Origin of the sequence: Novosphingobium sp. FSW06-99, from assembly GCF_001519065.1 — a bacterium.
Classification (GTDB): Bacteria; Pseudomonadota; Alphaproteobacteria; order Sphingomonadales; family Sphingomonadaceae; genus Novosphingobium.
The window spans coordinates 538,913-561,258 of sequence record NZ_KQ954251.1 but is presented as its reverse complement, the minus strand read 5'-3'; the positions used below and the strand labels follow the sequence as shown (position 1 = coordinate 561,258).

Here is a 22,346-nt window from a genome sequence, read left to right as displayed (position 1 = left end):
GGAATTCCGGCGACAGTATACACATTACAGCGCAAACGCCACGACAAGCCCATGCATCCCATAGAAAATTGGCGCGCCCTGCTGGATTCGAACCAGCGACCACCGGCTTAGAAGTATTGGAAAAAGGCGGTTTTCTGCGGTTTTTTGGGTGTGAAATGGTCAGATATTGCGTGTTTGACAAACAGGTCGTTGGAAGGGTTACGGGACATGGCGCCATGTCTTGCGCAAGCGGATCGCTGAAATGCATTGGTTGGTCACGTTGAGTTCCGCTGCGAGATCCAGCGTCGTTTTTTCGGATGATCTAATATAACGCACAGCTGCTTCGTTGAGTTTGGCAAGTCCTGATCCGCGTCCCATACGGATCGCGGCATCGTCCATGAGTGCGGCGGCGCGGCGCTGAGGACCACTGCGCTCCTTCGCGACCATATCGGCCATGTTCTCCATTTGGGTTCCCCATTCGAGGTGGTGTGGGTTAACGCAGAGCGGATTGTCGCATGAATGCATGGCAAGGTGCCCTGAACTCGGCCGCGCACGCCCACTCACCGCAAGAGAGACATGCGTCGCTAGAACACGCAGCGGTCTATTGCGTCGGGAACTGCCACTGGAAATCTGGCCGTAGCCTGCAGATGTGCGCGCACCTTTCCAATTCCAGCATTCGTCATCACCGCGCCGATCGACCTTGGCCCAATACCTGGCCAGCGTTTCGAGAATCATTTGAACCTCCCATTGTCATTGGCCACCACCGTGCTCGCATTTTGCATTGTCGCTTCGCATGCCACGCGCGCCGATTTGCGCACGATGGTTTCCAATGTCCCGGGATCAAGGCCTTGCGCCACTGCGAGCAGGCGTGCGCCCGCGACAATGCTTTCAACACTGTTGCAGAGGGTCGTAAAAGTTCGTGCCATTGGTCGCTCCATGTCTGGCCGACCATCCTCACGCCAATGAGGGTGGCCGGACGTGCCGCGATTGGCGTACCGTTGGAGCAACGGCGCATCCGAAGATGCTCGCAACACGCCCGACCATAAAAAACCCGCTGACACGGGTATCGTGGCGCGGGCTGCGCGCTCCAATGCGGTGACGCCAATCACCTGCGCGGGATTTACCGCACAGCCCCTTGTAAGCCGTATCTAGGACGATTGTAAACCGCTTCCCTTTGCCCCCTTGGTTTTACGAGCGGGTTTCGCCGGGGTGTCGAAGGTGCTGGCGATGGCGGCGGCGGTCATGGTGGGGTCTACCGGGCCATAGACTTTGAGCATCATGTTGATGCTTTGCAGGCTGTGGCCGGTGATGCTGGCGATCATGGCGGGGATCATGCCACGGCGGCGCAGGCGTACCACGCGGGTGCGGCGCAGATCGTGCCAGACCAGGTCGCGCATCTGGGTGCGGCCGGTGGTTTTGACGGCGTGTTCGATCACGTCGCGCCACGCCTGGATGAAGGGGCGCTTTTTCCAGGGCAGGCCCGTGCGATCGTCGACCAGGACATAAGTCAGCAAGCGTTGCGGATCGGCGGCGCGATCGCGCGCGCGGTTGGTGCGGATCGCGGTTTCAACCTTGGCGCGCAGCTTGGGATCGAACGGGATTTCCATGCTGGTGACAGCCTCGTCGGAGCTGGTCTTTTGCTGATGCATAACCCAGCCCATGACTTCACCATCCGGCCCTGTGAAACGCGCGCGCACGGGGGCGTCGTGCAGCTCGATCGACTGCAACTGGTGTTCGTTGAACGCGATCAGATCGCCTTCACGCTGGGCGGTGTAGAGCGCCAGTTCCATCGCCAGCGCCATGCCGGGCAGGCCGAGGGCATAGGCGGCGGTGATGAAGCAGCCCTCGTCCTCTGCCTCCCACACGTGGCGGCGCGGCGCTGGTGCGCCCAGGTCGAAGCTGCGTGCGGGATTGGCGCCGGGCGGGATGATATCGACCCGTTCGGCGAAGGCGAAAAGCTGGCGCAGGATCTTAAGCATGTTGAACGCGGGGGCGTGGCCGATGCCGCCCTGATCGACCGGCTTTGCCGTGGCATCGCGCAGGGCGCGCACGCGCGCGGGGGTGATATAGGCGACGGGATGCTTGCCCGCCCATGCCTCTATGCGGCGCAGCGCGATTTCATAGGTTTCGGCGGTTTTGGGTTTCAGCCGCGCTTTGCCGGTGGCGGGGTTGATGCCCTCGATCACGTCGCGGCGATAGCGGTCGATCAGGGCGTTGACGGTGCCGCCCTGCGGCTTTGGCTTGATCGCGCCGGGCATCGGGGCGCCGGATTTCCACGCGGCGACTTCGGCGTTGCGCGTGCGGGCGCCGGCGATCGCGGCGCCTTCGTCCTTGCCGAGAGACAGGGGTTTCCATCCGGCGCGGGCGAGTGTGGCGCTGGGTTGCCAGTACCAGCTTGTGACGCCAGCCTTGTTGGTTTTGCCGACCAGACAGGGGATGCGGATCTGGGCCATGGCGATCAGCCCTTTGGCGTGAGGCCGAGGCGCGCGGCCATGGCGTTCACTTCGGCGGCGCGGGCGCGCTGGGCATCGGCGTGGCCATCGTGGCGGGGCGGACGGGCCTGATCGGGGGTGTGGTTTTCGGTAAAGGCAGGCGAAAGCTGACGCTCGATCGCGCGCATGCGGGCGGCGCGGTCGAGCAGTTCCCGGCACACTTCTTCCAGAAAGCGGGTGTGCAGGCGGCGTTCGCCCGCCAATAGCATGCGCATCGAGCGTTCAGAGATATTCAGGATGGCGGCGGTGGCGCGCTGGCCGCCGAGCAGATCGACGGCCTGACGGAAGATTTCACGCTGGGTTTCGGTATCCATGTTCGGTCCTTTTGACCAGGTCACGCGGCGGGTGCCGGCGCGCGGGGGAGTGTGGCGGGGTGGGGTGGGGCCGGTCAAGTGCAACCTGACCGGCTCCGGTGCGACCCGGTTGGCCCGGGGTGGTTATTCGGGGACGAGTTGCCAGTCGTTTGCAAGCATGTCGGTTTGCGAGGCGAGCCAGGGAACACATTTGTCATCGACGGTTTTCATGACGATGTAGGGAAGTGCGTCAAATTCCGAACCATCAAACAGGGTGCTGTGACCCTCTGGCATAAGCAAAAGCCACATGCCTTTGCCGTTCCAGCCCGCGCGTGCGACTTTGTGGCCGTCTTTGAGCAGTTCGATCGCGTGGCCGAAGTTCAACGCATTGATTGGGCAATAGGAACGCTCGAAAACATCGGCCGGTGACCATGAAATATAGCCATCATGGTTAGGATGGTTGGCTGCACCGCCATCGGTGTATTCAACCAGATAACCAGCGTCTTCGGAGTTTTCATCTGTGGGAACTTCCCACCGGCGATAATCGCAATAGGCGCCTCGTGACATCGGTTCGGCGATAAGGGCTTTCGTGCCAAGATGGGTGGCACCATGTCGTGTCCGAAGTGACATAACGAACCTTTCACACATTCTGGTTTGCCGGGAACCGCCCGGCGCGGAAGGGGGAAGCTGGACCCCGGATCAAGTCCGGGGTGACGAGGGAAGTGTGGCGCGAGCGGCGGTCTGCCGCATCCGGCGCGCGATTTCGCGCTTGTGTTCGTGGGGTTGGTTGGTGTGGCGATTGATGTGCGGATCGAACCGCGGGGCGCCATTGTTGCGGCGAGAGCGAGGTTGCGTCGGATTGGGATCAAACAATTCGCGTGATGGCTGCAGGCCATGGAAAAGGCCCAACAGGCTTGCGGGAAAAAGTGTCTTGTACATTTTTACCTCTTGCAGGACGCGCACAGCCATCGTCCCTGCTGGCCCGGATGGTCGGGAAAGCGGTTAGAAGGGGAGATCATTTTCATCGACGGTGAGGCGTCGGCCGCCGTTTTGGCCGTAGCCCATGGAGGCCAGCGCCTTGGCGACCAGGTTCCACACGTGCTCGCGCAGTCGGGGATGGCCGTAGACTTCACCGGAGCGCTGGACGCCTCCTTCCGTGATCCTGGCCAAACTGCGATCGAGCGCGGCCTTCGATCCACCGCGCAGGGTGCGGCAACGGTAATCGCCGCGCGTCATGTCACCGCCGATGTTGTCGACGACCATGCGGGCCAGTTCGGTCTGTTCGCCGGTGACGGCAGACCAGAGTTCGACGCGGATAACGATCACGGCAACGGCACTCCGAAACCAGCAGCGTTCCGGTGGCCGCCTCCACCAAATTTCTTCGCGACAAAAGATACGTCCTGACGCCCGTCCTCTGAACGAAGTGACCAGCCACGAAAGCTTTTGAGATCGCAATAGGTGGCCGAAAACGGAGCGTCCGGATATTTCGCGAGCAAGTAATGTCCGACTTCGCTTGCAAACATCGGTGGGCAATTGCAAACCGGCACACCGCCGAAACCACCAAGATGGCATACGCGCGCAAAACGGGCGATTTCATCAACTTTCTGATCCATGAAGCGCTGCATCGCGAGCGCTTCTGCCATGATTTCAGCTAGGCCGTTCTCTTTGCAGAGGCGATCATCGACCGCACTCCATGCGTCGAACGTCATAGGCTCACACCGTAGCCAAGCCCCAAAAGGCTTGGTTTCGGGAAACGTAAATCGCCACAGATCGCGATCCTCAATCAAACGGATCAGCAACGGTACTTCGACGCCCGGATGACAAAAATCCCAGACCATCCGTGCGCCAGACCGGTCCATGTCAAAAAGGGCATTGATTGGCGGATAGCCATTATCCGCAAGATCGCGCGCCATTGAAGCCGCGACCGGCATGGTAAAACGGTGGGGCTTTTCGGAAAAACGACGATAAAGGGCAAGATCAGCTTCGGCGGTTTTGTGATGATCGAGAATGACGACGGATGCAGCGCCATGCAAAGAGGCGAGACCATCGGATTTATAGCTGAAATCGCCGATTAAGACATGCTTGCCAAGGACTTCAGGCGGGGCGTCTCCATAACTCGCCGGAAAAAACTGAACACGGTTTCCCCATTTTTTCCAGACTGCCCAAGCTGCTCCAAACCCATCGGCGCAATCGGCGTGATAGATCATAATATCGGGCTGATATGCATCGGTCATAGCGCAAGTTGCTCCTGGATAGGGCTGCCGTGGCGGGTGGCTAGGGTTTGGTGGACGTGGGTCCACCATTGGCGGAGGGCTTCGGCTTCGGGCGCGGTGTGGTCGGGCGCGTAGAAGCGGGGGCCGAACGGCGGGCGCGTGCCGAAGCTGTCGTGCCAGTCGTGGCCTTCGTCGTAGAGGTCGGCCATGGCGGACAGGCGGGTGACGCGGCGGGTGGCCTCTGCCTGATCGAGTTTGCCCTGGGCGATCCAGCGCGGGTAATGCTGCGCGCGGCGATCGAGTTCCTGGCGCAGGGCGCCGCGCCGTTGGGCCCAGGTGAACCCGCCAGAGAGCGCCACAGGGGCGATCGGCGCAATGGGCGGGGTTGCGGTCAACACAGCGGCGTATCGCGCGTGATCGGCACCCCAGGCAGCGCAGAGCGCCAATTCGGTGTCGGCCTGTGCCTGTGTCATCTGCAGGCGTTCGACCTGGCGCGGGTAGGCGGCGCGGCGCGCGGCGAGTTCGCGCGCGAGTTCGGCGGCGATTTCGGGGTGGGGAATCATTGCAGCGTTGCCCCCATTTGCGCGGCGGTGGCCGTGGTGGCGGCCTTTTTTTCGGCGGCGGTGATCCAGTTGCGCAGGGCGCCGGTGAGGCCCTGGACCGAGCTGGCACGGATACCGCAGCATTCGACGGTGACCAGATCGCCGCGCTGGCCGACGCGGGCGCCGAATTTGCGTTCCATATTCATGCCGAGGGCGTCGACCAGGTGGCGCATGGCGATCGTGCGGCGATAGCGATCGGTTTCTTTTTTCTCGGACAGCGCCGTAGCCATGGCCATGCCGCGTTTCACCCATTCGATTACCGCCGGGAGGTAAGGCTTTGCGGGTGCGGCGGTCATACCGCTGGGCCAAATTCGGCGATCAGCGCGTCTGCCACGGCAATAGCCGCGCGGGCAGCGATCAGGGCCAGATCATGCAATTCGCGATCGGCATCGGTGGCGTCGATCGCGGTGATAACCGCACCCAGCGCAGCGGCGGCGAAGTATTCGCGCTTTGTCAGGCCATCTGCGACGAACCCATCACGGGGTGACTTGTTGCCGCCGGGAAAGGCGCGGTGCGAGCGATGGGTCATTTGTTGAAATCCATCTGCAGTTGGCGGGCGGCTTCGGCGCGGTCGAGGCGTTCGATTTCGGCCAGGAGGAGTGCGGCGGCCTTGACGAGGTCGCGGCGGCGCGGGGCGAGTTTGAATTCGCTGGGGAGCCAGGGCCAGATTTCTTCGGCGCTGTAGTGGACGGGGCCGAGGCTGTCGGCATCGGCGCGCTGTTCGTCGGGCAGCGCGGCATAGAGCGCCAGCACGGCGGCGTGGCGGGCCAGTTCGCCGTGGTGATGGGTATCATCGTGGTGCGGATCGTAGCCTTCGATCGCGATCTGGCGCAGGCGTTCGTCGGCGATTTCGGCCAGGACAAGCGACAGGGTCATCGGTTCAGTCCTTCAAGTCGAGCATTTCGGCGCTGGCGTTGAACACGAAGCGCGGCAGCGAATTGCCGCCGGCGCCGGGCGAAAACGAGATCGCCGCGACGGCAAATTCTGGGAATTCCAGACTGAACAGGCCATCGGCGGTGGCCGCGTTGATGGTGAAGCCATAGTTGCCCGCTTTGTCGCGCGCGGCGCGGAACTTGCCGATTTCGTTGTCGGCGGTCACCTGGACTTTGCCCGCGTCGGCATCGGTGCCGAATGCCAGGCGCAGGCGCTGTTCGGGCTGGGTCAACGAAATGCTGCGCGCCAGTTTTGCGCCGATGGTGATGCGGATGAAGCGGACGACGGTTTTCTTGTCGTTGCGGGTCAACTGGCCCGCGCAAACGCGGATGCCGTCGGATGGAATAGCCAACTTGCCACTTTTTGCGTGAGACGGCTTGACGGCCTCGATTTCTTCAAATGCCATGATGTGATCCCCGGATTTTGAGGAAAGCTGGACCCCGGATCATGTCCGGGGTGACGAAGAATTACAGGATGCGGAACAGGGCGACGGCGGCGGCGCCGAGAAGGCAGCCGGTGATGACGCCAGCGATCGCGGCGAGAAAGCCTGGCGCGGGACCGTCTGTGGCGGGTTCCACGGCGGCGGGGTAATCGATCGGGATGATCGGGGGCAATGGATCGAGGGGCATGTTGCGACTGGCAGCGATGCGGCGATCGAGATCTTGCGCGATGGCGGCGGGCGCATCGGTGGCGACCAGGCGCAGGCGCGCGCGGGGTGGCTGACCGATCATTGGTCGGGGGCCTTTTTGGCAAGGGCGCCGGCGAGCAGGGCAGTGGCGTCGGCTTGCAGCTTCGTCTCAAGCCGTTCGGCGGCGCGCAGCAAACCCGCGGCCAGACCTCGCGCGCCTTCGGGCGTAACGCGCTCTATAAGGCCTTTCTTTTCACGCGAAATAAGGATGCCAATGCAATGCTCGTCGCTGCCGATAAGGATTGTATCGCTGGCGCAAAAGTGCACGCCATCAACATCAAGACACGAGGCGTTAAAAACCGAATGATCAGGATCATCGATATGCTCGACGTATTCCGGGGTTTTTTTCAAGCTTCCGTTGTGCTTCACAATGCATCCCCTTCGTTGTCGATGCGGTCGATGGTGGCGAGGGTGAGCGCGGCGAGTTTGACCAGGCGGCGGCGGATGCGATCGTGCGGTTTGTGGAACTGCACGTCCTCCACGATGGCGCGGGCGCCGGTGTGGAGATCCTCGACAAACTGGCGCAAAGGGCGCCGCGCGTCTTTTTCGGGGGTGTGGCCGTAGTGGAAGATCTGATCGTGGCGCACGGCCATGACATCCTCCATCGCGCGGACCAGGGCATAAGTCGGTGTGGCCGGGTTGGGCAGATCCCCGGCCACACCGTCCGCCACGCGCCGGGCGGACCCGTCACATTGATCCCCACCGTGGATGGCGCGAGGCGGAATTTCGTTCATGATGCCGATCTTTCCCGAAAGGCCCGGACCAGCGCCGCGCGCTGGGCGCGGTGGCTGCGGATCAGGGCGTGGATCACTTCGGCGGCGTGCTTGTCGCCGCCGTGCGCCAGGCGCGCGGCCAGGCGTTCGGCAGGGCGCGCGATTTCGTCGGCGCGCGTGAGGGTGTAGGCGCGGCGGCGCGTCATTTGCACAGCCATTCGATGAACGCGCCGATCAGGCCGAATGCCGAGACGATGATCATCAACACCGTGAAGGCCGGCGCCGGATCGAGACCACCAGAGTGCGCGATGACGGCGACGAAAAACACGCCGCAGATGAGCACGCCGAACAGGATGCCGATGATCATGGTTGCACCGTCTTTTCTGCAGCACGTGCCTTTTCCCAGGCGATGAAGCGCTTGTTGCGTTTGCACAGCGCCGGAAAGTTGTGGCGATGGTACGCTTCGGCCGCATAGGACCGCGCGGTGTGGCCGCAGGCCGGGCAACTGAGGTTCATGGCCGCACCGTCAATTCGCAGGGCGGCGGATCGGCGCGGAAGCAATAGTGCGGTTCGGGCGCCGGGCGGGGCGTGGTGATCCACGCGAGGGCCGCGCCGCCGAGGCTGAACGCGACCATGGCACACAGGGCGACGAGATAGTCGCTGGCGTGCATTTGGGTGTCGGGGCGGATCATTCCGCCACCTGTTCGGCATTGGCGCGGCCCCAAGGCGTATCGACACCATGAACGATGCACTGCGGATCTTCGCCGTGCACTTCCATGCAACTGCACCCGCCGGGGCTATGCCCGATCACCTCGTGCAGCTCGACGACGAAGTGCGACCAGCCATGGTAGCGGACCATTGGCCGCCCACTGGTTTCACAGACGGCGATAACCTTGCGCAGCGCGGTTTTGCAACCGCTGCGAGTGGGCGAACGAAAGTTGATCCAATCGCCGGGCTGGTAGTTCGCGCCGGCGCTCATCGGGCATGCCCGTGCGCCGCAAGGCGGGACCCGATAGTCGCGCTTACGCGTTCGATCTCGCGAGCCAAATGATCTGTGAACAATTTGATAATGGGCGGACGCAAGTGATCATCCAGCGCGGCCATGACCAACACAAGAGAATGCCCAAGCGCCGTTGTCGCGTCGATCGACGCATTGGCGAAAGGGACTTCAGCCGCCTCGCGGGCATCCATGAATTTGATGACCGCTGCTTCGATCGCACTGCGTAATGCAATGACATCTTTGTCATTAGCGCTCATGCCGCATTCCCCCGATAGTCGCGGCCGCCGACCAGGTGCAGGTGGGCGGCGGCGTTGTCCATTTCGGCGGCGGCGGCGCGGTGGGCCTGATCGTCGAGGGTGGCGCCGCAGTCGGGGGGGATGAAACCGGCCAGCCATGCATCGACGGCGGATTTGATCCAGGCCGAGCGGCGGTGCGGTTGGGTGGTGAGCGTGCCGTCGCGCAGCAGCAGGGGCAACGGGCGGGGAAAATCGTGCTGGGCGATAAGCTGGCGCAGATAGACGATCATGCGCCGTTCGGACATCGCCGACTGGCCGAGTTCGCGGCGGATATAGAACAGCGTGCACGTGGTGGCGCACGGGTCGATGATGGGGGAACGCGATGCCATTGGGGCCTCCGTCGAGTGGACGGGGGCTTTATGTAACGAAACGCATTACGCCGTCAAGACGGGAAATATCGTAAAACGTTACTCGTTGTCATCGGGCGCATCTGCGCCACCGCGACAAAGTGCAGGATTGCTGGACCCGCGACAGGCGTAATCGTGCAAAATCACCACCGAAGGGCGCGTCAGGATGTAGAGGGAGAGACCGGCCAGCACGGCGCAGGCGAGCGCGATCGCCTCACCACGGCGCGTGAGCACGCGCCGATCGCGGCGGCCGGTGAAATGGTAGAGCATGGCCATGGGAACGGCGGCGCAGGACAAGGTGAGCAACAGGGCGATGGCACCGGCCGTGCTCTGTTGCAGCCACGCCATCACGCGGCGCGCTGGGACCGGACTGTGGCGCGATCAAGCAGCGCCGCAGTGGGCGCATCGGGATCCGGGATGTCGATTATGCGTGGTTCGGCGACGCGATCGATCATTTCGCGCTGCAGCGGATCGGCGGCGCGGTAGCGGCGCACCAGCTCCATTTCTTCGGCCCGCAAAAAGGCGTTCTGATCCTCATCGTTGAGCAGGTCGACCGCGGTGACACCGAACACCTGGGCGATGCGGCGGGCATAGTCGAGTGAGAATTCGATGTTGCCGCGTTCGAGTGAGCTGATCGTCATTTTGCTGACGTGGATAAGATCGGCAAGCTGTTGCTGCGATATGCCGCGCGCCTGCCGGAACTCGCGGATGCGATTGGGCCATAAGTCCATGGCCGGAAAGTGTAATACATTTCCTGACATGCTGTAGCCTTGGTTTGATTACGGCGCCCTTGTCAAGGTGTATCGATTTGCGTTACATCGAGGGCATGACCGAAATGGCACGCCCGCACCCGCTGCGCCAATGGCGGAATTCCCGCAAACTGTCGGCCGAGGCGTGTGCACGGGCAGTCGGCACAAGCCGGCAGGTGTGGTGCAGTTGGGAACGCGGGCTGTACCGGCCCAGCGCCGCCTTCATGGATCGCATCCGCAAATTTACCGATGGGCAGATCAGCGCGGACGATTTTTTCCACAGCGTGGAAAAAGCCGCGTGATCGGGGATCAGGATCTGCATGTGATTGCGGCGAAGCGCGGTGAATGGGGCGTGCTGATCATTATCGACGGGGTCGAGATGCATTTGCCTGCGCGCCGTGTGCCTGCGTTTCTGGGCGCGGTTGAGGGCGCGCTGTTGGTGGCCAAGGGTGAACATGCTGCGCAGGTGGGCCCATGAGCGAGGCGGCACACCTGCCGAAAGTGCGCGTTGTCGAGCATGACGAGGGCGACCGCGTGGCGCTGATCCTGCCGCATGGCGTGGTGATGATGACGCCGCATGAGGCAATGGCGCTGGCGGGGGAATTGCACCTGGGCGCGATCGAGGCGGCGTTGCGCAAGACGATGCGGGGGCTGTTGCCGTGACCCTGCTGTCTGTCACCGAGATCGAGCGCGAGCTGCGCGCCAATGCGCTGGCGATCGGGCGGCAGTGTCTGCCCGGCGCGGTGGAAGAGGGCAGCCATTTGTGTGCCGGATCGATCGCGGGCGAGCCGGGGCAATCGCTGAAACTGGCGATCAGGGGCGACAGCAAGGGGTGGTGGCGCGACTATGCGGGCACCGACGGTGGCGACATGCTCGACCTGATCATGGCCACGCAGGGGTGTCGCAGCAAGGGCGAGGCGGTGGCGATCGCCAAGCAGTGGCTGGGCAAGGATGATGATTTTGGCCGGGTGCGCCATGCGCCGCCGAGTGCGGACGAGCTGGCAGCGCGGGCCGAGCGGCTGCGGCTGATCCAGGAGCGCGAGGCGGCGAAGGCGGCACAGACGCGGACTGCCAAGATCAAGGGGGCGCGCGCGCTCTATCTGCATGCGCTGGCGCGCGGGATCGCGGGGACGCCGGTCGAGGCCTATCTGCAGGGGCGCGGCTTGCGTGCGGGCGACCGGTGGCCCGGGGCGTTGCGGTTTCATCCCGAGGTTTACAACAAGGAGCTGGGCGACAAGGCGCCGGCGATGCTGGCGCCGATGTTTCTGGCCGATGGCACGCATGTGGCGACGCATCGCACCTGGTTGCAGCCATGTGCGCGGCGGGGATGGACCAAGCTGGACGTGGGCAGCCCGAAAATGGTGATCGGGCCGATGCGCGGCGCGTTTGTGCCGATCAACAAGGGCGCCAGTGGCAAGCCGATGTCGGCGATGCCGGAAGACGAGCCGGTCTATATGACCGAGGGGATCGAAGACGCGATCGTGGTGCGGATGGCGCGGCCCGAGGCGCGGATAATCTGCGCGGTGAACCTGCCCAATATGGGCATGGTGGTGTTGCCGGCGGCGGCGCGGCGGCTGACGATCGTGGCCGATCGCGACACCAAGCCCACGGCGATCGACGCGCTGGAGCGTGCGATTGCGGCGCAGCAGGCGCGCGGGCTGGACGTGCGCCTGGTGATGCCGCCCGTGGGGTTCAAGGATCTGAACGAATGGCTGTTGATGGGCCATGCGGCGCGGGAGGCATAATGAACCAGCGCACGCACCGCGCGTCGCAGATGGCGCGGATGAATTTGGGATGCCGAGCGAAAGCGGGCGATGAAGTGGCGGGGAGAATGCACACGAGCCGAACCGCCATGGAGCCCGTTAGTAGGGCCGACGTGGGCCGCACCACGTCTGCAACGTCTGAGATTATGGACGTGACGGCGGGAGAGAACGCACCAGAATTCCAGATACCCGGCGCGGGGTTCCAAACAGACGACAAGGGCAGCGACTGCGATGCGTTGACAGCGGAAGTATTAAACGGGTCTGCGCTGGGTGCTGCGTCGATCGAGCCCGTGAATGTCAGCGAATGCCCCACTTTTTCGCAGCCGGCGCGGTTGGCGCTCCCAACATCGAGCGCGATGGACGACATGGCTGCGGCATCGCGCATGTCTGTGGCCCAGGCGCGCGCCCATGGACGCCTGGATGTGCCATTTCTGGCGGATGGCGCGGACGGCAAATTCTGGTGCGCGACGTGTGAATGGCGAAAGCCGCTGTGGTTTGGTCGCGACTGCATCGAGGCGGGTTGCGCGCTGAAAGGTCGCGCATGACGCGGCGCAAGGCGACGACGGCCCCCGACCCGCTGACAGAGATCGGCGATGCGCTGGAAAATCCCGAGGCGGCGCCGACGATGGCCGCACCGGGCGACCGGGTGCGCGATGACGATGGTGACGATGGTGAGCCGTTTCCGCTCGATTGTCCGGTAGTGCCGCTGGGTATTCAATCGACCATCGACGGGTCGCAGCGGTGTTACTATCTGAACGTCAATGGCGAAATTGTTTCGCTGGAAGCCGGGAACAAGCACGGGAAGAACAACCTTGTGCATCTGTTCGGCAAGAGCGCCAAGTATCTGGAAAAGGCGTGGACGAAATGGTCGGCGCCGAAGAAGGAATACTCAAAGGCTGACAAGGCCTGGATCGAGGTTGAGCCGGCGCGGCCGATCGGGTTTGACCAGGCCGAGGCGAGCGCGGCGCTGATCATGGAATGCAGCCGCCGGGGGATTTTCGACCCGGCGGGCCGGTTGCGCGGGCGCGGTGCGCATGCGGTGACGGGCGGCGGCCTGGCGCTGCATGTTGGTGATGGCGTGGCGGCCGTGGTGCCGCGTGCCAATGGCGCCATGGGGGCGATGGCCTGGTATGATACCGGGCTGTATGAGCGGTTTGTCTATCCGGCGGCGGCGCCGTTGGCGCGGCCGTGGCCGCAGGCGGTGTCGCCCGATGTTGCGGTGGAACTGGCCGCGTTGCTGCGCACCTGGAACTGGAAGCGGCCGGCGCTTGACCCGGTTTTGCTGCTGGGCGCGATCGGGCAGGGCTTTATCGGCGGGGCGCTGGGCTGGCGATCGAACGTGTGGATTACCGGGGCGCGTGGCACCGGCAAATCGGCGCTGAACGGCAAATACGGGATCTGCCCGGCGATCTATGGCGACATGCTCTTTCGCACAGGAAATTCGAGCGCGGCGGCGATCCGGCAGAGCCTGAAGAATTCGACCGTGCCGGTGATGCTCGATGAGATCGAACCCAGCGCGGACAACCGCCAGGTGACGCAGGTGATCGAACTGGCGCGGATCGCATCGAGCGGCGACAACATGCACCGCGGCGGCCAGGATCACCAGGCGCACGAATTCACGCTGCAATCGCCGTTCTGGTTTTCGTCGATCAATATTCCACCGATCGAGGCATCGGACCGGTCGCGACTGGCGATATTGGAGCTGAAGCCCTTTACCGCCGACATGGTGGCGCCGAATTTCCGCAAGTATGACTTTGCGACGATGGGGCGGAAGCTGTTTCGGCGGATGGTCGACGGGTGGAGCTATTTCCGGCCGACGTTTGATGCCTATCACAGCGCGTTGCTGGCGCGCGGGCACGAGAGCCGGGGTGCGGATCAGTTTGCGACGTTGCTGGCCTGCGCGTGGGTGCTGCTCAACGACCAGGCGCCGGATGACGAGGACGTTTCGCATTGGATCGAGCATTGCCGGCCGCAGCGCATGGCCGAAGTCAACGACGCAACCAGCGACGAAGAGGCATGCATTCTGCACCTGACAACATTCCTGGTGCAGCCGCGCGGCAAGGATAGTCGCGAGGCGATCAGCGAGCTGGTGGGGCGGTGGGTGCACAACTCGATCAACCCCAGCGAATTGCCGGGCGCGGATGCCACGCGCAGCTATGTCGAGCAGATCGGGCTCAAGGTGATGAACGCGGTTTGGCATCCGGCCGAAGGCGACAAGCCGGGGCGGTGGGGCGCGGAAACGTTCATGCCGCGCAGTGCGCCGGGTTTCCTGGCCGTGGCGGCGCGGCACCAGGAGCTCGACAAGATCTTCTCGGGGACCAAGTGGCAGGGCGGCGTGTGGAAACAGACGCTGGCGCGTGTGCCTGGCGCGATCGAGGGCGTGACGATCAGCTTTGCGCGGGCAAAGATCCGCGCGGTGATGGTGCCGCTGTGCGCGATCATCGATGAGAGCGAGTTGCCCGAGCTGAGCCGTGAGGCCGCGTTGACGGAGTGGCTGGCGCAGCAGAAAGGGGCCGAGGTATGACCCCGGCCCCTGTTGGTGCGGTTAGGTTGGCGGGCTTAGCTGTATGCTCCGATGATCAGGGCCTCGATCAGCGTGGATCGTGGGCCCGGTTGTGCGTCGATCAGGGCGAGTGCCTGCGGGCTGAGGGTTATCAGGACATCGCGGCGTTTTTCGCCTGCGGGCTTGGTGGGGCGACCTCGGGGGCGTTTTTCGGTCATGGATTAGGCCGTCACTTCGGCCGCGCGCGCTTTGTTGGCCCGGCGGTTGGCGTCGTTTTGTGCAATAGCCTCGTCGGTGGCGTCATTTGCATAAGCCCAGACCTTACGGGCAAAAAATGCCGCGTGATATGCCAGCCAATCTTGCTCGGACCGCACCACAGTATTCGGGACATGCCGCCAGTTACCCAAAGCCGTTATCAGCATCGCGGGATATACCGGGGGTGCGTAAAAAAGCGGCGCGCCGTCGAAGCCATCCGGCGCTTCCTCAGTCAGTGCGACCGGTTTGTCAGTCGGGTGTTGAAGTGCGATTTGGCCAGGTTGATTGCCGTGGCGGGCGTAAAATACGGGCAGAAATTCCATAGCCTCGATCCTTTCCGTTTTGGGTTAAAGCCGAACGCGCGCAGCGAGTTGTTCAGCGGTTTGGCCGCCGATCCATGCGTTGTTGATGGCGTCGCAGATCGACTGTTCGAACTGATAACGCAGGTCATCATCCATCGTTTCCAGCTCGGTGCGCGCCGCAACAATGTCGAACGCGCCATTGAGTACAGCCAGCTCGGTTTCGCTGAACCCTTCGGTGTTGCTGTCGGTGAACTGAGCCATGATCCTGATCCTTGCATTTCCGTCCGGCCCTGCGCCGTCCTGATAAGCAATAAATACATATGCCGAAAACATACGTCAACAGGTTTTTTGCATATGTCGAAAAATGGTGCCAGTAGGTTTCACGGCCTTAGTTGGGAAACATTTCGCTCCGGCTTTTCAGAACCTAAAATCCCCGTCAATACGTTTGCGGTGTTAAGTTTTGCGTCGGTCCTGGCGCCGACTGGCGGCCGCAGCGTAGGCGCAGCCGGAGCGGTGCGCGGCCGCACATTTCAACCCCGGCCCGCGTCCTGGTGCAGTTGCTTGGGGTGCGTCTTGGTTTCGCGTTTGACCCCGGCCCGTTTGACTGCGATAAGATTGGTCAGCCAGCTTGCCGCGCCCATTGGGTCAGGGGTTGCGGTTGCAAGTGCAACCGTGCTGCAACCGTCCTGCAACTGGCAATCAATTGATATCATTGGCTTTTCGTGTGTGGTTGCGCGGTTGCACGTCGTGGCCTCGCGTGATGCGCATGTGGGCGCGTGTGTGCACGCCTATGCGCGTATACGTGCGCGTATCGCTGCAACCATGCAACCATTCACTAATCTATATATAAAACATAGGTTTAGTGGTTGCAGAGCGGTTGCAGCGCGGTTGCACCTGCAACCGGCGATATCGCCACGATCGGTCGCGCCGATCTCGTCGCCTGGCCTGAATATTCTAGGGGGCAGATATGCGTGCTGCGCACCTGGGCGCCTGATCCGGGGTAATTCGGGGGCAGTGCGACGGGAAACTTTGGGATTTGGCCGCGCGGGCGCGATCGGTCGAGCGCTGGGCGAGAATGGCGGATTTCTGCGGTTTTTCGGCGAGGCGCTGGGCTCTGTTGGAAGGGTGATGTTGGAAGGGTGGGCGGAAGGGGCTGTAATCGTGCGGTTTTCTTCGGCGCTGCATCTGCCTGACAGGCTGGCGCGCTGGGTGCGGTCGACGGTCACCATGGGCCATCCGGGGGGCGTTTTGGGCCCGCGATCGGGGGCGGGTGCCCCCAGCGGCCCGCGCCCTTCGCTCGCTCCCTGCCACACCCAATTTTCCGAAAATCGTTGTGATGCGACCTGTGGAGGGCGCGCAAAGGTCAGGCCCTGGGGAACGGGTCGGGGTGGGGGCTATCGGGTTTTTGGAAGAGCGGATCGGGGTGCTGAATTGCGCGCCCCGTGCGCCGCTGGGCAAACGCTAGGCGGGGGATTTGACCGTGTCAAAGCTTTCTGACGGTGTTTCCACCGCGGCGGCGGAAATGGTCGATCAGGCCAAGAAGGCGCATGACGCGCGCGACCTGACGCGGCCGGAACAGCTCGATCTGCTGGGCGTGCCCACGCCCACCGAAATGCTGGAGGCCCGGCGCAAGCTGGGGCCGAAGGCGAGCGCGCTGGAACTGACGGCCGAGGCACGCCGGGGCAGGCCGCCGGGCGCGAAGAACCGGGCCGGGCAGGACTTTCGCCGGTACATCATGGGCTTTGGCCAGGACCCGGCGATCACGCTGATGCAGATCCAGTCCACGCCGGCCGAGATCCTGATGGAACAATCGCGGCGGACCTATACCCGGATCGACCGGCACGGGAACCCGCACGAGATCGTGGTCGAGCTGAGCTATGGCGAGGCGCAGCAGTTGCGCAAGCAGTGCGCGGCCGAGCTGATGCCGTTCATCCATGCCAAGCAGGCCGCCGTGGACAAGGATGGCGAGGCGGTGGCGCCACTGATCATCGCCGGCAGCACGCACACCCAGCAGCAGGTCAACGATATCATCAACGCGGGCACGCTCGACGTCGATTGGGACGAAGTCGATGACTGAGGCGCGCGTGCTCAATTCGCCCGGGCCGATCGCGGATGCGTTCCGCCAGTCGCGCGCGTTCATCAAGATCTGCGTCGGGCCGGTGGGGTCGGGCAAGACGATCGCCGCGCTGGCGTCGGGGCTGGAACTGGCATCGCGGCAGGGCGGCCGGGTCGACAGCAAGGGCGTGCTGCGGCGCAAGGCACGGATCGGCGTCATCCGCGAAAGCTATCCCAGCCTGGAAGCGACCACGCTGAAATCGTGGTTCAACATCGTGCCCCGCGACAAGGGCTTTTCGATGCGGGCGCCCTATACGCACAAGTTTTCCAAGATCCTGAAGACCGATCCGGAAACCGGCGCGATCCTGGAACGGCTCGATTGCGAATTCGAATTTCGCGCGATCGGCGATCAGGGCGTGGAAGCCGCCTGCCGTGGCTGGGAAGTCAACGCGGTGATCGTGGATGAGGCGGATATTCAGCCGCCCGATCTGATCCCGTTCCTGACCGGTCGCGTCGGCCGCTTTTCCGACCTCGACCCCAAGATGGTGATCGACCCGCAGATCATCGTGGTGATGAACATGCCCGATGTCGAAAACCATGCCTATCGCCTGGCATTCGACAAAGCACTTATCGACCTCGATCCGGAAGCGGATGTGATCCTGCAGGACTGGCTCGGGGATCGCGAGCTGATCCAGACCTTTGTGCAGCCCGGCGGCATGGAAGCGGGCGCGGAGAACCTGCACAATCTGGAAGGCGGCCGCGCGTACTATGTGCGCCAGATCGCGGCGAACAAGCACAAGCCCGGCTATGTCGATCGCATGGTGCACAACAAGCCGGTGGCGCTGATGCACGGTCTGCCGGTCAACCCCGATTTCGATCACCGGCTGCACGTCGTGGAGGGGCTGAAATGGGACCGGCGGTTCAAGCTGATCGTGGGCGTGGATCAAGGCTTGTTCGCGGCGGCAGTTCCGCTTTACCGGAACGAATTGAACCAAGTCCGCACCCTTGGCGCACTGGCCAATCTGGCCCCTAACGGTCGGGAATTGTTGAAAGTTGGCGCCGCGCAGTTCGGCCGGATGCTGCGCAAATACCTGCTGGAAAAATTTTCGATCACGCATGCCGATCAGCTTCGCGTGGTGGGCGATCCGGCGATGTTCCTGTCGAGCGACCGGCCAGACGATGACTATGACTGGCGCGAGGTTTTCGAAAATGCGCTGGGGTTCAAGGTCCATCGGGCCAAGACGAACAAGGCATCGCTGCGCAACGAAGTGATCTGGAAGGCGATGAAGGAATTGCACGGGTACCAGATCGATGCCGGGGCGACGCACCTGATCAAGGCCCATGCGGGCGGATACCGCTATTCGAAGGCAGAGACATCGACCGGCGAAACGCGCGGCGAACTGTCGATTGCCGATACGATCTTCACCCACGTCGCCGACGCAGAGCAGTATGCGGCACTGGAAGGGCAATACACGATGGCCGATGTTCGCGGGCGCGAGCGAAAGCCGCAAAATCAGATCATCCGTTTCAACACCAATTACGATGTTTTTTCCAACCTTGATTGATGGAGGGTACAATGGCTCAAGCAGCTTTTCTTCCCATTTTGCTTGCCGGGGTTAGTGCGGCGGGCACGGTCGCGGCGCTCGTCGACCGGCCCAAGGCGCCGGTGGTGCCGCCGCCGGTCAGCCTGAACCAGGCGCAGCAACAGCAGAACGCGCAGGACAGCCTGCTTGGCCGCATGGGCAGCGCCGCTGACATGCTGACCGGGCCGAATGGGGCGCAGCCGATGATGCCCGGCCCGAAAACCTTGCTGGGGAACTGACATGGCGATGATCGAAAACCCCGCCTATGCGGCGATCGTGAGCGGCCGGAAGATCACCCTGGCGCTGGCGCAGTGCGACAAGGATACCAAGCACGAGCTGGGTGTCACGCTGACGGCCGGCGAAGGCGACTGGCTGATCCGGCAGGGCATGGATGTGATGCTGGTCAAGGATTGGCCACTGCCCACCGGCGAGACCGAACGCCGGTTCAACACCTGGATCATCCGCGTGGCCAATCGCGAGCTGGGGCGGGTGACCGTGCCGCAGCACGTGCTGCGCGCCCATGGCCAATACACGCTGTCGCGCGCGCTGTGCGTGCCCGAACGAGTGGCCGCCCCCGAATAATTCGAAAGGATGTCCCATGCCAGTCGATCAGGACCAGGTGCAGATTTTGCTCAAACGGCACGAAACACTGTGCGAGCAGCGCCGCGCGCACGAAAGCCTGTGGCGCCAGTGCGAGCGCTGGGCCGACCCCTATCAGCAGGGCGGTTTCTACAAGCTGACGCCCGGCTATCAGCGCGACCAGCACCTGACCGACGATACGGCGGTGTCGGGGCTGGAAACCTTTGTGGCGGCGATGCAGGCGATGCTGTTGCCCGATGGCGAACAGGTGACCAAGCTGTGGACCACCAACCAGACGCTGAACGCCATGCCCAAAGTGCAGAAATGGCTGGCAGGCGCGGCGGAACGGCTGCACGCGTGCCGCAATGCGCCGCACACCGGGTTTGCCAGCCAGAGCCCGCTGCGCTGGCGGCAACTGGGCCTCTATGGCACCGGGGCGTTCTGGACGGATGAAAACGTCGGGATCGGCCTGTCGTATCGCACGCTGCACTTGTCGGAGATCTTCATCGACGATGATTTTCGCGGCATGGTCGATACGATCCATCGCCGGTTTCGGCTGACCGCGCGGGCGATCGCGCAGATGTTCCACGATGACGCGATCGCGCGGTGCCCGAAAGTGATGGAGGCGCTGCGCGCGGGCAAAGTCGATCAGAAATTCCATGTGGTGCACGTGGTGCGGCCCAACAGCCATTGGGAAGCGGGCCGCATGGATATCGACGGGTTCCCGATCCAGAGCCTCTATGTGATCGAGGAGGACAAGACGCTGGTGTCGGCGCGCGGGTTCTACAGCCCGCCGCTGGCGGTAAGCCGCTATACCCTGGCGCCCAACGACCCCTATGGCGTCGGGCCCACGGCGATGAAGATCGGCACGATCAAGATGCTGAACCAGATGGGCCATGACTATATCCGCGCCACCCACCTGAACCTGTCGCCGCCCGTGCTGGTGCCCGAAGAAGGCGCGTTCAACCGCATGAGCATGACGCCCGGCGCGGGCATTCCCGGCGGCATGATCAACGGCAAACGGCAGATGGAGCCGTTCCTGGCCGGGGTGCAGACCGCCTATGCCGAAAAGGCGATGGAAACCTATCAGGCGGGGGTCGAAAAAACCTATCTGACCAACGCGTTTGCCATCATGCAGGAACCGATCGACCGGCAGACGGCCACCGAATATCTGGGCCGCAAGCGCGAGGCGATGGCGCTGCAGGCGCCGAATGTCGGGCGTCAGCTTGCCGAAAGCCTGACACCGCAAGTGGCGCGCGAAATGGATATCCTGTTGCGCGCGGGCCAGATCGACCCGCCGCCGGGCGAGCTGCGCGAGGCGCGCGCGGGTCTGCGCTACGAATTCGTCAATCCGTTCACCACGGCGGCCAAGTCGGCCGAGGCGCAACAGTTCCTCACCGGGTTGCAGGCACTGCAGCCACTGGCCGAAATCGACCCGAGCGCGATGGACGTGGTCGATACCGACGCGGCGCCGCGCGGGGTGATGCTGGCGCTGGGCGTGCGGGCCGACTGGCTGGCCGATCCGGACCAGGTGATCGCCAAGCGCCAGCTTCGCGCGCAGCAGCAGCAGCAGGAACAGTTGACCACGGCGGCGCCGGCGATGAGCCAGGCGATGCTGAACATGGCGCAGGCGGGCAAGGCCGCCGGGGCGATGGCATGATGCTTGGCAAATGGCGAATGCGGGAGCTTGATCGGAAGATCAGGGCGGCGCGCAAACAGTCGTTTGATGTGGTGTTCGACCTGAACGGCCCAAACGGCGTGCATGCGGGCCGTGTGCTGGCCTATCTGCGCGAATTTTGTCACGCGAATACGACTACGGCGACCGGAGATATGTACGACATGGCGGTGCGCGAGGGTCGGCGCCAGGTCCTGTTGCAGATCATGTCGATCCGCAACTTTCAACCCGAAGATATCAATCCCCTGACGGAGGTGCACGATGAGTTTATCCGACCTGATGAGTTCAAATGATGGCGGTGCGGCCCCGGGCGGGGCGCCCCCTGCGGCAGGCGATGGCGCACCCGCCGCGCCCGCCACGCCCGATCCGCAACTGACTTATGCGCCCTGGATGGATGCATTCGGCACTGAACCGCTGGGCGAAGGCGCGCCCAGTGCGCGCGACTGGGTGGCGCAAAAGGGGTTCAAGAGCCCCGATGAAATCGCCCGGTCGGCGCGCGAGGCGGAGCGCGCGCTGCATGCGCGCATCCCCATTCCCAAGGCCGAGGAAACCGACAAATGGGCCGAAGTGTGGAACAAGCTGGGACGGCCGGAAACGCCCGACAAATACACCATCGGCGCGCCGGACGGATTTCAGCCCGACCCGACCTTCACCAAAGCCTTTGCCGAGAGCGCGCATGCGGCGGGCCTGACGCAAGCCCAGGTCGAAGGGATCGTGGGGTGGTGGAACAATACCGCGATCCAGTCGATCGAGGGCGAAAAGGCCCGCGTCGATGCGCAAAAGGCCGCGCTGCAATCCGAATGGGGGGCCGATTACGGCAAGAACCTGCAATTCATGCGGCGCGGCGCCGAAGCGCTGGGATTTGACAAGGGCGCTGTCGACAAGCTGGGCGGCGCATTCGGTGTGGATGGCGCGGCCAAGATCCTGGCCGATCTGGGCAAGCGCACGTCGGAGGATCTGTTGCGATCGGGCGAAAGCGAGATTGTCAGCCTGAGCGTGCCGGAATTGCAGGCCGAGCTTGACCGGCACAAGCGCGAGAACGGTGCGGCGATCCGGTCGGGTGATGCCGTGGCGCGCGCGACCTATGACCGGCTGATCGCGCAACTGGCGGCAGCGAAGAAGGCGGCGGCGAAGCGCGATTGAATAGCCGCTTGACGGGCGCCCTGTCTTTGACGGATAAGGGCGCCCTCAACGCCGGATAAGCCGCATAACCCGTTTCGGGGCGGCCCCGGCGCCGGCGGTGCCGTTACACCCGCTCAAGCGTGCGTCAAACGCCAGACAAGGCCGGGCCTGCCCACAAGCCTTTCGATCGATGTTCAACCACAT

The 22,346-nt window shown here is 63.4% G+C and carries 41 protein-coding genes; 13 read left to right on the top strand and 28 right to left on the bottom strand.

The window, feature by feature from the left end; genetic code table 11:
* Window positions 1–198: 198 nt before the first annotated feature.
* The 25 genes from AQZ49_RS22085 to AQZ49_RS21680 all read right to left on the bottom strand — a co-directional run bounded on the left by AQZ49_RS22085 (window position 199) and on the right by AQZ49_RS21680 (window position 10,317).
* Complete coding sequence (locus tag AQZ49_RS22085) at window positions 199–714, bottom strand: HNH endonuclease (protein ID WP_156428099.1); 516 nt, start codon at window positions 712–714, stop codon at window positions 199–201.
* Entirely contained in the window at window positions 711–917 is a 207-nt protein-coding gene (locus AQZ49_RS02685) for a hypothetical protein (RefSeq protein WP_156428098.1), read from the bottom strand. Before AQZ49_RS02685 ends, AQZ49_RS22085 begins: the two co-directional genes overlap by 4 nt.
* Window positions 918–1,127: 210 nt before the next feature.
* Window positions 1,128–2,432, bottom strand: coding sequence for a site-specific integrase (locus AQZ49_RS22490; protein WP_067612416.1), 1,305 nt, complete (start codon window positions 2,430–2,432; stop codon window positions 1,128–1,130).
* A 5-nt stretch (window positions 2,433–2,437) separates the two neighbouring features.
* On the bottom strand, window positions 2,438–2,785 hold the full coding sequence (locus AQZ49_RS02675; RefSeq protein ID WP_197410886.1) for a hypothetical protein: 348 nt from the start codon (window positions 2,783–2,785) through the stop codon (window positions 2,438–2,440).
* Between the two features lie 123 nt (window positions 2,786–2,908).
* The gene (locus AQZ49_RS22705; RefSeq protein ID WP_067612414.1) at window positions 2,909–3,394 is read right to left on the bottom strand and encodes a DUF2829 domain-containing protein; all 486 of its coding nucleotides are present in this window, start codon (window positions 3,392–3,394) and stop codon (window positions 2,909–2,911) included.
* Window positions 3,395–3,463: 69 nt separating this feature from the next.
* Window positions 3,464–3,733, bottom strand: coding sequence for a hypothetical protein (locus AQZ49_RS02665; RefSeq protein ID WP_067612412.1), 270 nt, complete (start codon window positions 3,731–3,733; stop codon window positions 3,464–3,466).
* Window positions 3,734–3,766: 33 nt separating this feature from the next.
* On the bottom strand, window positions 3,767–4,090 hold the full coding sequence (locus AQZ49_RS02660) for a hypothetical protein (protein WP_067612410.1): 324 nt from the start codon (window positions 4,088–4,090) through the stop codon (window positions 3,767–3,769).
* Entirely contained in the window at window positions 4,087–4,998 is a 912-nt protein-coding gene (locus tag AQZ49_RS22075) for a DHH family phosphoesterase (protein WP_156428097.1), read from the bottom strand. Before AQZ49_RS22075 ends, AQZ49_RS02660 begins: the two co-directional genes overlap by 4 nt.
* Window positions 4,995–5,540 (bottom strand): hypothetical protein, encoded by a 546-nt coding sequence (locus AQZ49_RS02655; protein ID WP_067612406.1) that lies wholly within the window; start codon window positions 5,538–5,540, stop codon window positions 4,995–4,997. The genes AQZ49_RS22075 and AQZ49_RS02655 overlap by 4 nt, the downstream gene beginning before the upstream one ends.
* Window positions 5,537–5,875: a hypothetical protein gene (locus AQZ49_RS02650; protein ID WP_067612402.1), complete on the bottom strand. Its 339-nt coding sequence runs from the start codon at window positions 5,873–5,875 to the stop codon at window positions 5,537–5,539. The genes AQZ49_RS02655 and AQZ49_RS02650 overlap by 4 nt, the downstream gene beginning before the upstream one ends.
* Entirely contained in the window at window positions 5,872–6,108 is a 237-nt protein-coding gene (locus AQZ49_RS02645; protein WP_067612399.1) for a hypothetical protein, read from the bottom strand. Before AQZ49_RS02645 ends, AQZ49_RS02650 begins: the two co-directional genes overlap by 4 nt.
* Entirely contained in the window at window positions 6,105–6,455 is a 351-nt protein-coding gene (locus AQZ49_RS02640) for a hypothetical protein (protein ID WP_067612397.1), read from the bottom strand. Before AQZ49_RS02640 ends, AQZ49_RS02645 begins: the two co-directional genes overlap by 4 nt.
* A gap of 4 nt (window positions 6,456–6,459) precedes the next feature.
* Window positions 6,460–6,864 (bottom strand): hypothetical protein, encoded by a 405-nt coding sequence (locus AQZ49_RS02635; protein ID WP_156428096.1) that lies wholly within the window; start codon window positions 6,862–6,864, stop codon window positions 6,460–6,462.
* 115 nt (window positions 6,865–6,979) lie between these two features.
* Window positions 6,980–7,243: a hypothetical protein gene (locus AQZ49_RS02630; protein ID WP_067612391.1), complete on the bottom strand. Its 264-nt coding sequence runs from the start codon at window positions 7,241–7,243 to the stop codon at window positions 6,980–6,982.
* On the bottom strand, window positions 7,240–7,569 hold the full coding sequence (locus AQZ49_RS02625) for a hypothetical protein (RefSeq protein ID WP_067612388.1): 330 nt from the start codon (window positions 7,567–7,569) through the stop codon (window positions 7,240–7,242). The genes AQZ49_RS02630 and AQZ49_RS02625 overlap by 4 nt, the downstream gene beginning before the upstream one ends.
* A complete protein-coding gene (locus AQZ49_RS02620; RefSeq protein WP_067612386.1) occupies window positions 7,566–7,934 on the bottom strand; it encodes a hypothetical protein in 369 nt (122 codons plus the stop codon). The genes AQZ49_RS02625 and AQZ49_RS02620 overlap by 4 nt, the downstream gene beginning before the upstream one ends.
* Entirely contained in the window at window positions 7,931–8,119 is a 189-nt protein-coding gene (locus AQZ49_RS02615; protein WP_067612383.1) for a hypothetical protein, read from the bottom strand. The genes AQZ49_RS02620 and AQZ49_RS02615 overlap by 4 nt, the downstream gene beginning before the upstream one ends.
* On the bottom strand, window positions 8,116–8,280 hold the full coding sequence (locus tag AQZ49_RS22070) for a hypothetical protein (protein WP_156428095.1): 165 nt from the start codon (window positions 8,278–8,280) through the stop codon (window positions 8,116–8,118). Before AQZ49_RS22070 ends, AQZ49_RS02615 begins: the two co-directional genes overlap by 4 nt.
* On the bottom strand, window positions 8,277–8,429 hold the full coding sequence (locus AQZ49_RS22065) for a hypothetical protein (RefSeq protein WP_156428094.1): 153 nt from the start codon (window positions 8,427–8,429) through the stop codon (window positions 8,277–8,279). The genes AQZ49_RS22070 and AQZ49_RS22065 overlap by 4 nt, the downstream gene beginning before the upstream one ends.
* On the bottom strand, window positions 8,426–8,605 hold the full coding sequence (locus AQZ49_RS02610) for a hypothetical protein (protein ID WP_067612379.1): 180 nt from the start codon (window positions 8,603–8,605) through the stop codon (window positions 8,426–8,428). The genes AQZ49_RS22065 and AQZ49_RS02610 overlap by 4 nt, the downstream gene beginning before the upstream one ends.
* A complete protein-coding gene (locus AQZ49_RS02605; protein ID WP_067612376.1) occupies window positions 8,602–8,892 on the bottom strand; it encodes a hypothetical protein in 291 nt (96 codons plus the stop codon). Before AQZ49_RS02605 ends, AQZ49_RS02610 begins: the two co-directional genes overlap by 4 nt.
* On the bottom strand, window positions 8,889–9,170 hold the full coding sequence (locus AQZ49_RS02600; protein WP_067612370.1) for a hypothetical protein: 282 nt from the start codon (window positions 9,168–9,170) through the stop codon (window positions 8,889–8,891). The genes AQZ49_RS02605 and AQZ49_RS02600 overlap by 4 nt, the downstream gene beginning before the upstream one ends.
* Window positions 9,167–9,538 carry a hypothetical protein gene (locus AQZ49_RS02595; RefSeq protein ID WP_067612367.1) on the bottom strand — a complete coding sequence of 124 codons (372 nt, stop codon included), beginning with the start codon at window positions 9,536–9,538 and terminating at the stop codon, window positions 9,167–9,169. The genes AQZ49_RS02600 and AQZ49_RS02595 overlap by 4 nt, the downstream gene beginning before the upstream one ends.
* A 78-nt stretch (window positions 9,539–9,616) precedes the next feature.
* Window positions 9,617–9,904, bottom strand: a complete 288-nt coding sequence (locus tag AQZ49_RS02590) for a hypothetical protein (RefSeq protein ID WP_067612365.1) — start codon at window positions 9,902–9,904, stop codon at window positions 9,617–9,619.
* The gene (locus tag AQZ49_RS21680) at window positions 9,904–10,317 is read right to left on the bottom strand and encodes a helix-turn-helix transcriptional regulator (protein WP_231738633.1); all 414 of its coding nucleotides are present in this window, start codon (window positions 10,315–10,317) and stop codon (window positions 9,904–9,906) included. The genes AQZ49_RS02590 and AQZ49_RS21680 overlap by 1 nt, the downstream gene beginning before the upstream one ends.
* Before the next feature lie 65 nt (window positions 10,318–10,382).
* On the opposite strand from AQZ49_RS21680, the gene AQZ49_RS22950 reads away from it, so the two are divergent.
* Genes AQZ49_RS22950 through AQZ49_RS02555 form a run of 6 tightly spaced genes read left to right on the top strand, consistent with a single transcriptional unit; the run spans window position 10,383 to window position 14,592 of the window.
* Window positions 10,383–10,607 carry a helix-turn-helix transcriptional regulator gene (locus AQZ49_RS22950; protein ID WP_067612359.1) on the top strand — a complete coding sequence of 75 codons (225 nt, stop codon included), beginning with the start codon at window positions 10,383–10,385 and terminating at the stop codon, window positions 10,605–10,607.
* Entirely contained in the window at window positions 10,604–10,783 is a 180-nt protein-coding gene (locus AQZ49_RS22945; RefSeq protein ID WP_067612355.1) for a hypothetical protein, read from the top strand. Before AQZ49_RS22950 ends, AQZ49_RS22945 begins: the two co-directional genes overlap by 4 nt.
* The gene (locus tag AQZ49_RS02570; RefSeq protein ID WP_067612353.1) at window positions 10,780–10,968 is read left to right on the top strand and encodes a hypothetical protein; all 189 of its coding nucleotides are present in this window, start codon (window positions 10,780–10,782) and stop codon (window positions 10,966–10,968) included. The genes AQZ49_RS22945 and AQZ49_RS02570 overlap by 4 nt, the downstream gene beginning before the upstream one ends.
* Window positions 10,965–12,050 (top strand): DUF7146 domain-containing protein, encoded by a 1,086-nt coding sequence (locus tag AQZ49_RS02565; protein ID WP_067612351.1) that lies wholly within the window; start codon window positions 10,965–10,967, stop codon window positions 12,048–12,050. Before AQZ49_RS02570 ends, AQZ49_RS02565 begins: the two co-directional genes overlap by 4 nt.
* Window positions 12,050–12,613, top strand: a complete 564-nt coding sequence (locus AQZ49_RS02560; protein WP_067612348.1) for a hypothetical protein — start codon at window positions 12,050–12,052, stop codon at window positions 12,611–12,613. The genes AQZ49_RS02565 and AQZ49_RS02560 overlap by 1 nt, the downstream gene beginning before the upstream one ends.
* A complete protein-coding gene (locus AQZ49_RS02555; protein ID WP_067612346.1) occupies window positions 12,610–14,592 on the top strand; it encodes a hypothetical protein in 1,983 nt (660 codons plus the stop codon). The genes AQZ49_RS02560 and AQZ49_RS02555 overlap by 4 nt, the downstream gene beginning before the upstream one ends.
* Before the next feature lie 35 nt (window positions 14,593–14,627).
* Here AQZ49_RS02555 and AQZ49_RS22695 read toward each other — a convergent pair whose 3' ends face one another.
* From AQZ49_RS22695 to AQZ49_RS02545, 3 genes are read right to left on the bottom strand one after another with little or no spacing between them, the layout of a single operon-like run.
* Entirely contained in the window at window positions 14,628–14,789 is a 162-nt protein-coding gene (locus AQZ49_RS22695; RefSeq protein WP_231738627.1) for a hypothetical protein, read from the bottom strand.
* A 3-nt stretch (window positions 14,790–14,792) separates the two neighbouring features.
* Complete coding sequence (locus AQZ49_RS02550; RefSeq protein ID WP_067612344.1) at window positions 14,793–15,149, bottom strand: hypothetical protein; 357 nt, start codon at window positions 15,147–15,149, stop codon at window positions 14,793–14,795.
* 24 nt (window positions 15,150–15,173) lie between these two features.
* Window positions 15,174–15,389, bottom strand: a complete 216-nt coding sequence (locus tag AQZ49_RS02545; RefSeq protein ID WP_156428093.1) for a hypothetical protein — start codon at window positions 15,387–15,389, stop codon at window positions 15,174–15,176.
* 1,219 nt (window positions 15,390–16,608) lie between these two features.
* Here AQZ49_RS02545 and AQZ49_RS02540 point away from each other — a divergent pair.
* The 7 genes from AQZ49_RS02540 to AQZ49_RS02510 are packed head-to-tail and all read left to right on the top strand — an operon-like array spanning window position 16,609 to window position 22,163.
* On the top strand, window positions 16,609–17,205 hold the full coding sequence (locus AQZ49_RS02540; RefSeq protein WP_156428092.1) for a hypothetical protein: 597 nt from the start codon (window positions 16,609–16,611) through the stop codon (window positions 17,203–17,205).
* Window positions 17,198–18,748: a hypothetical protein gene (locus AQZ49_RS02535; protein ID WP_067612335.1), complete on the top strand. Its 1,551-nt coding sequence runs from the start codon at window positions 17,198–17,200 to the stop codon at window positions 18,746–18,748. The genes AQZ49_RS02540 and AQZ49_RS02535 overlap by 8 nt, the downstream gene beginning before the upstream one ends.
* A gap of 11 nt (window positions 18,749–18,759) precedes the next feature.
* Window positions 18,760–19,005, top strand: a complete 246-nt coding sequence (locus tag AQZ49_RS02530) for a hypothetical protein (RefSeq protein WP_156428091.1) — start codon at window positions 18,760–18,762, stop codon at window positions 19,003–19,005.
* 1 nt (window position 19,006) lies between these two features.
* Window positions 19,007–19,348, top strand: a complete 342-nt coding sequence (locus tag AQZ49_RS02525; RefSeq protein WP_067612326.1) for a hypothetical protein — start codon at window positions 19,007–19,009, stop codon at window positions 19,346–19,348.
* Between the two features lie 16 nt (window positions 19,349–19,364).
* Window positions 19,365–21,005 carry a portal protein gene (locus tag AQZ49_RS02520; protein WP_067612325.1) on the top strand — a complete coding sequence of 547 codons (1,641 nt, stop codon included), beginning with the start codon at window positions 19,365–19,367 and terminating at the stop codon, window positions 21,003–21,005.
* Window positions 21,002–21,313 carry a Bbp19 family protein gene (locus AQZ49_RS02515; protein WP_067612321.1) on the top strand — a complete coding sequence of 104 codons (312 nt, stop codon included), beginning with the start codon at window positions 21,002–21,004 and terminating at the stop codon, window positions 21,311–21,313. Before AQZ49_RS02520 ends, AQZ49_RS02515 begins: the two co-directional genes overlap by 4 nt.
* On the top strand, window positions 21,282–22,163 hold the full coding sequence (locus tag AQZ49_RS02510) for a hypothetical protein (protein WP_197410885.1): 882 nt from the start codon (window positions 21,282–21,284) through the stop codon (window positions 22,161–22,163). The genes AQZ49_RS02515 and AQZ49_RS02510 overlap by 32 nt, the downstream gene beginning before the upstream one ends.
* Window positions 22,164–22,346: the final 183 nt, after the last annotated feature.

Excerpts from the sequence above, each read along its gene's own strand:
- AQZ49_RS02675 (WP_197410886.1), bottom strand. The coding sequence starts at position 2,785 with ATGGATACCGAAACCCAGCGTGAAATCTTCCGTCAGGCCGTCGATCTG.
- AQZ49_RS02595 (WP_067612367.1), bottom strand. The coding sequence starts at position 9,538 with ATGGCATCGCGTTCCCCCATCATCGACCCGTGCGCCACCACGTGCACG.
- AQZ49_RS02545 (WP_156428093.1), bottom strand. The coding sequence starts at position 15,389 with ATGGCTCAGTTCACCGACAGCAACACCGAAGGGTTCAGCGAAACCGAG.
- AQZ49_RS22065 (WP_156428094.1), bottom strand. The coding sequence starts at position 8,429 with ATGAACCTCAGTTGCCCGGCCTGCGGCCACACCGCGCGGTCCTATGCG.
- AQZ49_RS02535 (WP_067612335.1), top strand. The coding sequence starts at position 17,198 with ATGACTGAGGCGCGCGTGCTCAATTCGCCCGGGCCGATCGCGGATGCG.
- AQZ49_RS02530 (WP_156428091.1), top strand. The coding sequence starts at position 18,760 with ATGGCTCAAGCAGCTTTTCTTCCCATTTTGCTTGCCGGGGTTAGTGCG.
- AQZ49_RS22070 (WP_156428095.1), bottom strand. The coding sequence starts at position 8,280 with ATGATCATCGGCATCCTGTTCGGCGTGCTCATCTGCGGCGTGTTTTTC.
- AQZ49_RS02555 (WP_067612346.1), top strand. The coding sequence starts at position 12,610 with ATGACGCGGCGCAAGGCGACGACGGCCCCCGACCCGCTGACAGAGATC.
- AQZ49_RS22490 (WP_067612416.1), bottom strand. The coding sequence starts at position 2,432 with ATGGCCCAGATCCGCATCCCCTGTCTGGTCGGCAAAACCAACAAGGCT.
- AQZ49_RS02655 (WP_067612406.1), bottom strand. The coding sequence starts at position 5,540 with ATGATTCCCCACCCCGAAATCGCCGCCGAACTCGCGCGCGAACTCGCC.
- AQZ49_RS02615 (WP_067612383.1), bottom strand. The coding sequence starts at position 8,119 with ATGACGCGCCGCCGCGCCTACACCCTCACGCGCGCCGACGAAATCGCG.
- AQZ49_RS02510 (WP_197410885.1), top strand. The coding sequence starts at position 21,282 with ATGAGTTTATCCGACCTGATGAGTTCAAATGATGGCGGTGCGGCCCCG.
- AQZ49_RS22705 (WP_067612414.1), bottom strand. The coding sequence starts at position 3,394 with ATGTCACTTCGGACACGACATGGTGCCACCCATCTTGGCACGAAAGCC.
- AQZ49_RS02560 (WP_067612348.1), top strand. The coding sequence starts at position 12,050 with ATGAACCAGCGCACGCACCGCGCGTCGCAGATGGCGCGGATGAATTTG.
- AQZ49_RS02525 (WP_067612326.1), top strand. The coding sequence starts at position 19,007 with ATGGCGATGATCGAAAACCCCGCCTATGCGGCGATCGTGAGCGGCCGG.
- AQZ49_RS02640 (WP_067612397.1), bottom strand. The coding sequence starts at position 6,455 with ATGACCCTGTCGCTTGTCCTGGCCGAAATCGCCGACGAACGCCTGCGC.
- AQZ49_RS02685 (WP_156428098.1), bottom strand. The coding sequence starts at position 917 with ATGGAGCGACCAATGGCACGAACTTTTACGACCCTCTGCAACAGTGTT.
- AQZ49_RS02630 (WP_067612391.1), bottom strand. The coding sequence starts at position 7,243 with ATGATCGGTCAGCCACCCCGCGCGCGCCTGCGCCTGGTCGCCACCGAT.
- AQZ49_RS02645 (WP_067612399.1), bottom strand. The coding sequence starts at position 6,108 with ATGACCCATCGCTCGCACCGCGCCTTTCCCGGCGGCAACAAGTCACCC.
- AQZ49_RS02550 (WP_067612344.1), bottom strand. The coding sequence starts at position 15,149 with ATGGAATTTCTGCCCGTATTTTACGCCCGCCACGGCAATCAACCTGGC.
- AQZ49_RS02520 (WP_067612325.1), top strand. The coding sequence starts at position 19,365 with ATGCCAGTCGATCAGGACCAGGTGCAGATTTTGCTCAAACGGCACGAA.
- AQZ49_RS02650 (WP_067612402.1), bottom strand. The coding sequence starts at position 5,875 with ATGACCGCCGCACCCGCAAAGCCTTACCTCCCGGCGGTAATCGAATGG.
- AQZ49_RS02515 (WP_067612321.1), top strand. The coding sequence starts at position 21,002 with ATGATGCTTGGCAAATGGCGAATGCGGGAGCTTGATCGGAAGATCAGG.
- AQZ49_RS02665 (WP_067612412.1), bottom strand. The coding sequence starts at position 3,733 with ATGGCTGTGCGCGTCCTGCAAGAGGTAAAAATGTACAAGACACTTTTT.
- AQZ49_RS02570 (WP_067612353.1), top strand. The coding sequence starts at position 10,780 with ATGAGCGAGGCGGCACACCTGCCGAAAGTGCGCGTTGTCGAGCATGAC.
- AQZ49_RS22085 (WP_156428099.1), bottom strand. The coding sequence starts at position 714 with ATGATTCTCGAAACGCTGGCCAGGTATTGGGCCAAGGTCGATCGGCGC.
- AQZ49_RS22695 (WP_231738627.1), bottom strand. The coding sequence starts at position 14,789 with ATGACCGAAAAACGCCCCCGAGGTCGCCCCACCAAGCCCGCAGGCGAA.
- AQZ49_RS02605 (WP_067612376.1), bottom strand. The coding sequence starts at position 8,892 with ATGAGCGCCGGCGCGAACTACCAGCCCGGCGATTGGATCAACTTTCGT.
- AQZ49_RS02600 (WP_067612370.1), bottom strand. The coding sequence starts at position 9,170 with ATGAGCGCTAATGACAAAGATGTCATTGCATTACGCAGTGCGATCGAA.
- AQZ49_RS02610 (WP_067612379.1), bottom strand. The coding sequence starts at position 8,605 with ATGATCCGCCCCGACACCCAAATGCACGCCAGCGACTATCTCGTCGCC.
- AQZ49_RS21680 (WP_231738633.1), bottom strand. The coding sequence starts at position 10,317 with ATGTCAGGAAATGTATTACACTTTCCGGCCATGGACTTATGGCCCAAT.
- AQZ49_RS22075 (WP_156428097.1), bottom strand. The coding sequence starts at position 4,998 with ATGACCGATGCATATCAGCCCGATATTATGATCTATCACGCCGATTGC.
- AQZ49_RS22950 (WP_067612359.1), top strand. The coding sequence starts at position 10,383 with ATGACCGAAATGGCACGCCCGCACCCGCTGCGCCAATGGCGGAATTCC.
- AQZ49_RS02590 (WP_067612365.1), bottom strand. The coding sequence starts at position 9,904 with ATGGCGTGGCTGCAACAGAGCACGGCCGGTGCCATCGCCCTGTTGCTC.
- AQZ49_RS02620 (WP_067612386.1), bottom strand. The coding sequence starts at position 7,934 with ATGAACGAAATTCCGCCTCGCGCCATCCACGGTGGGGATCAATGTGAC.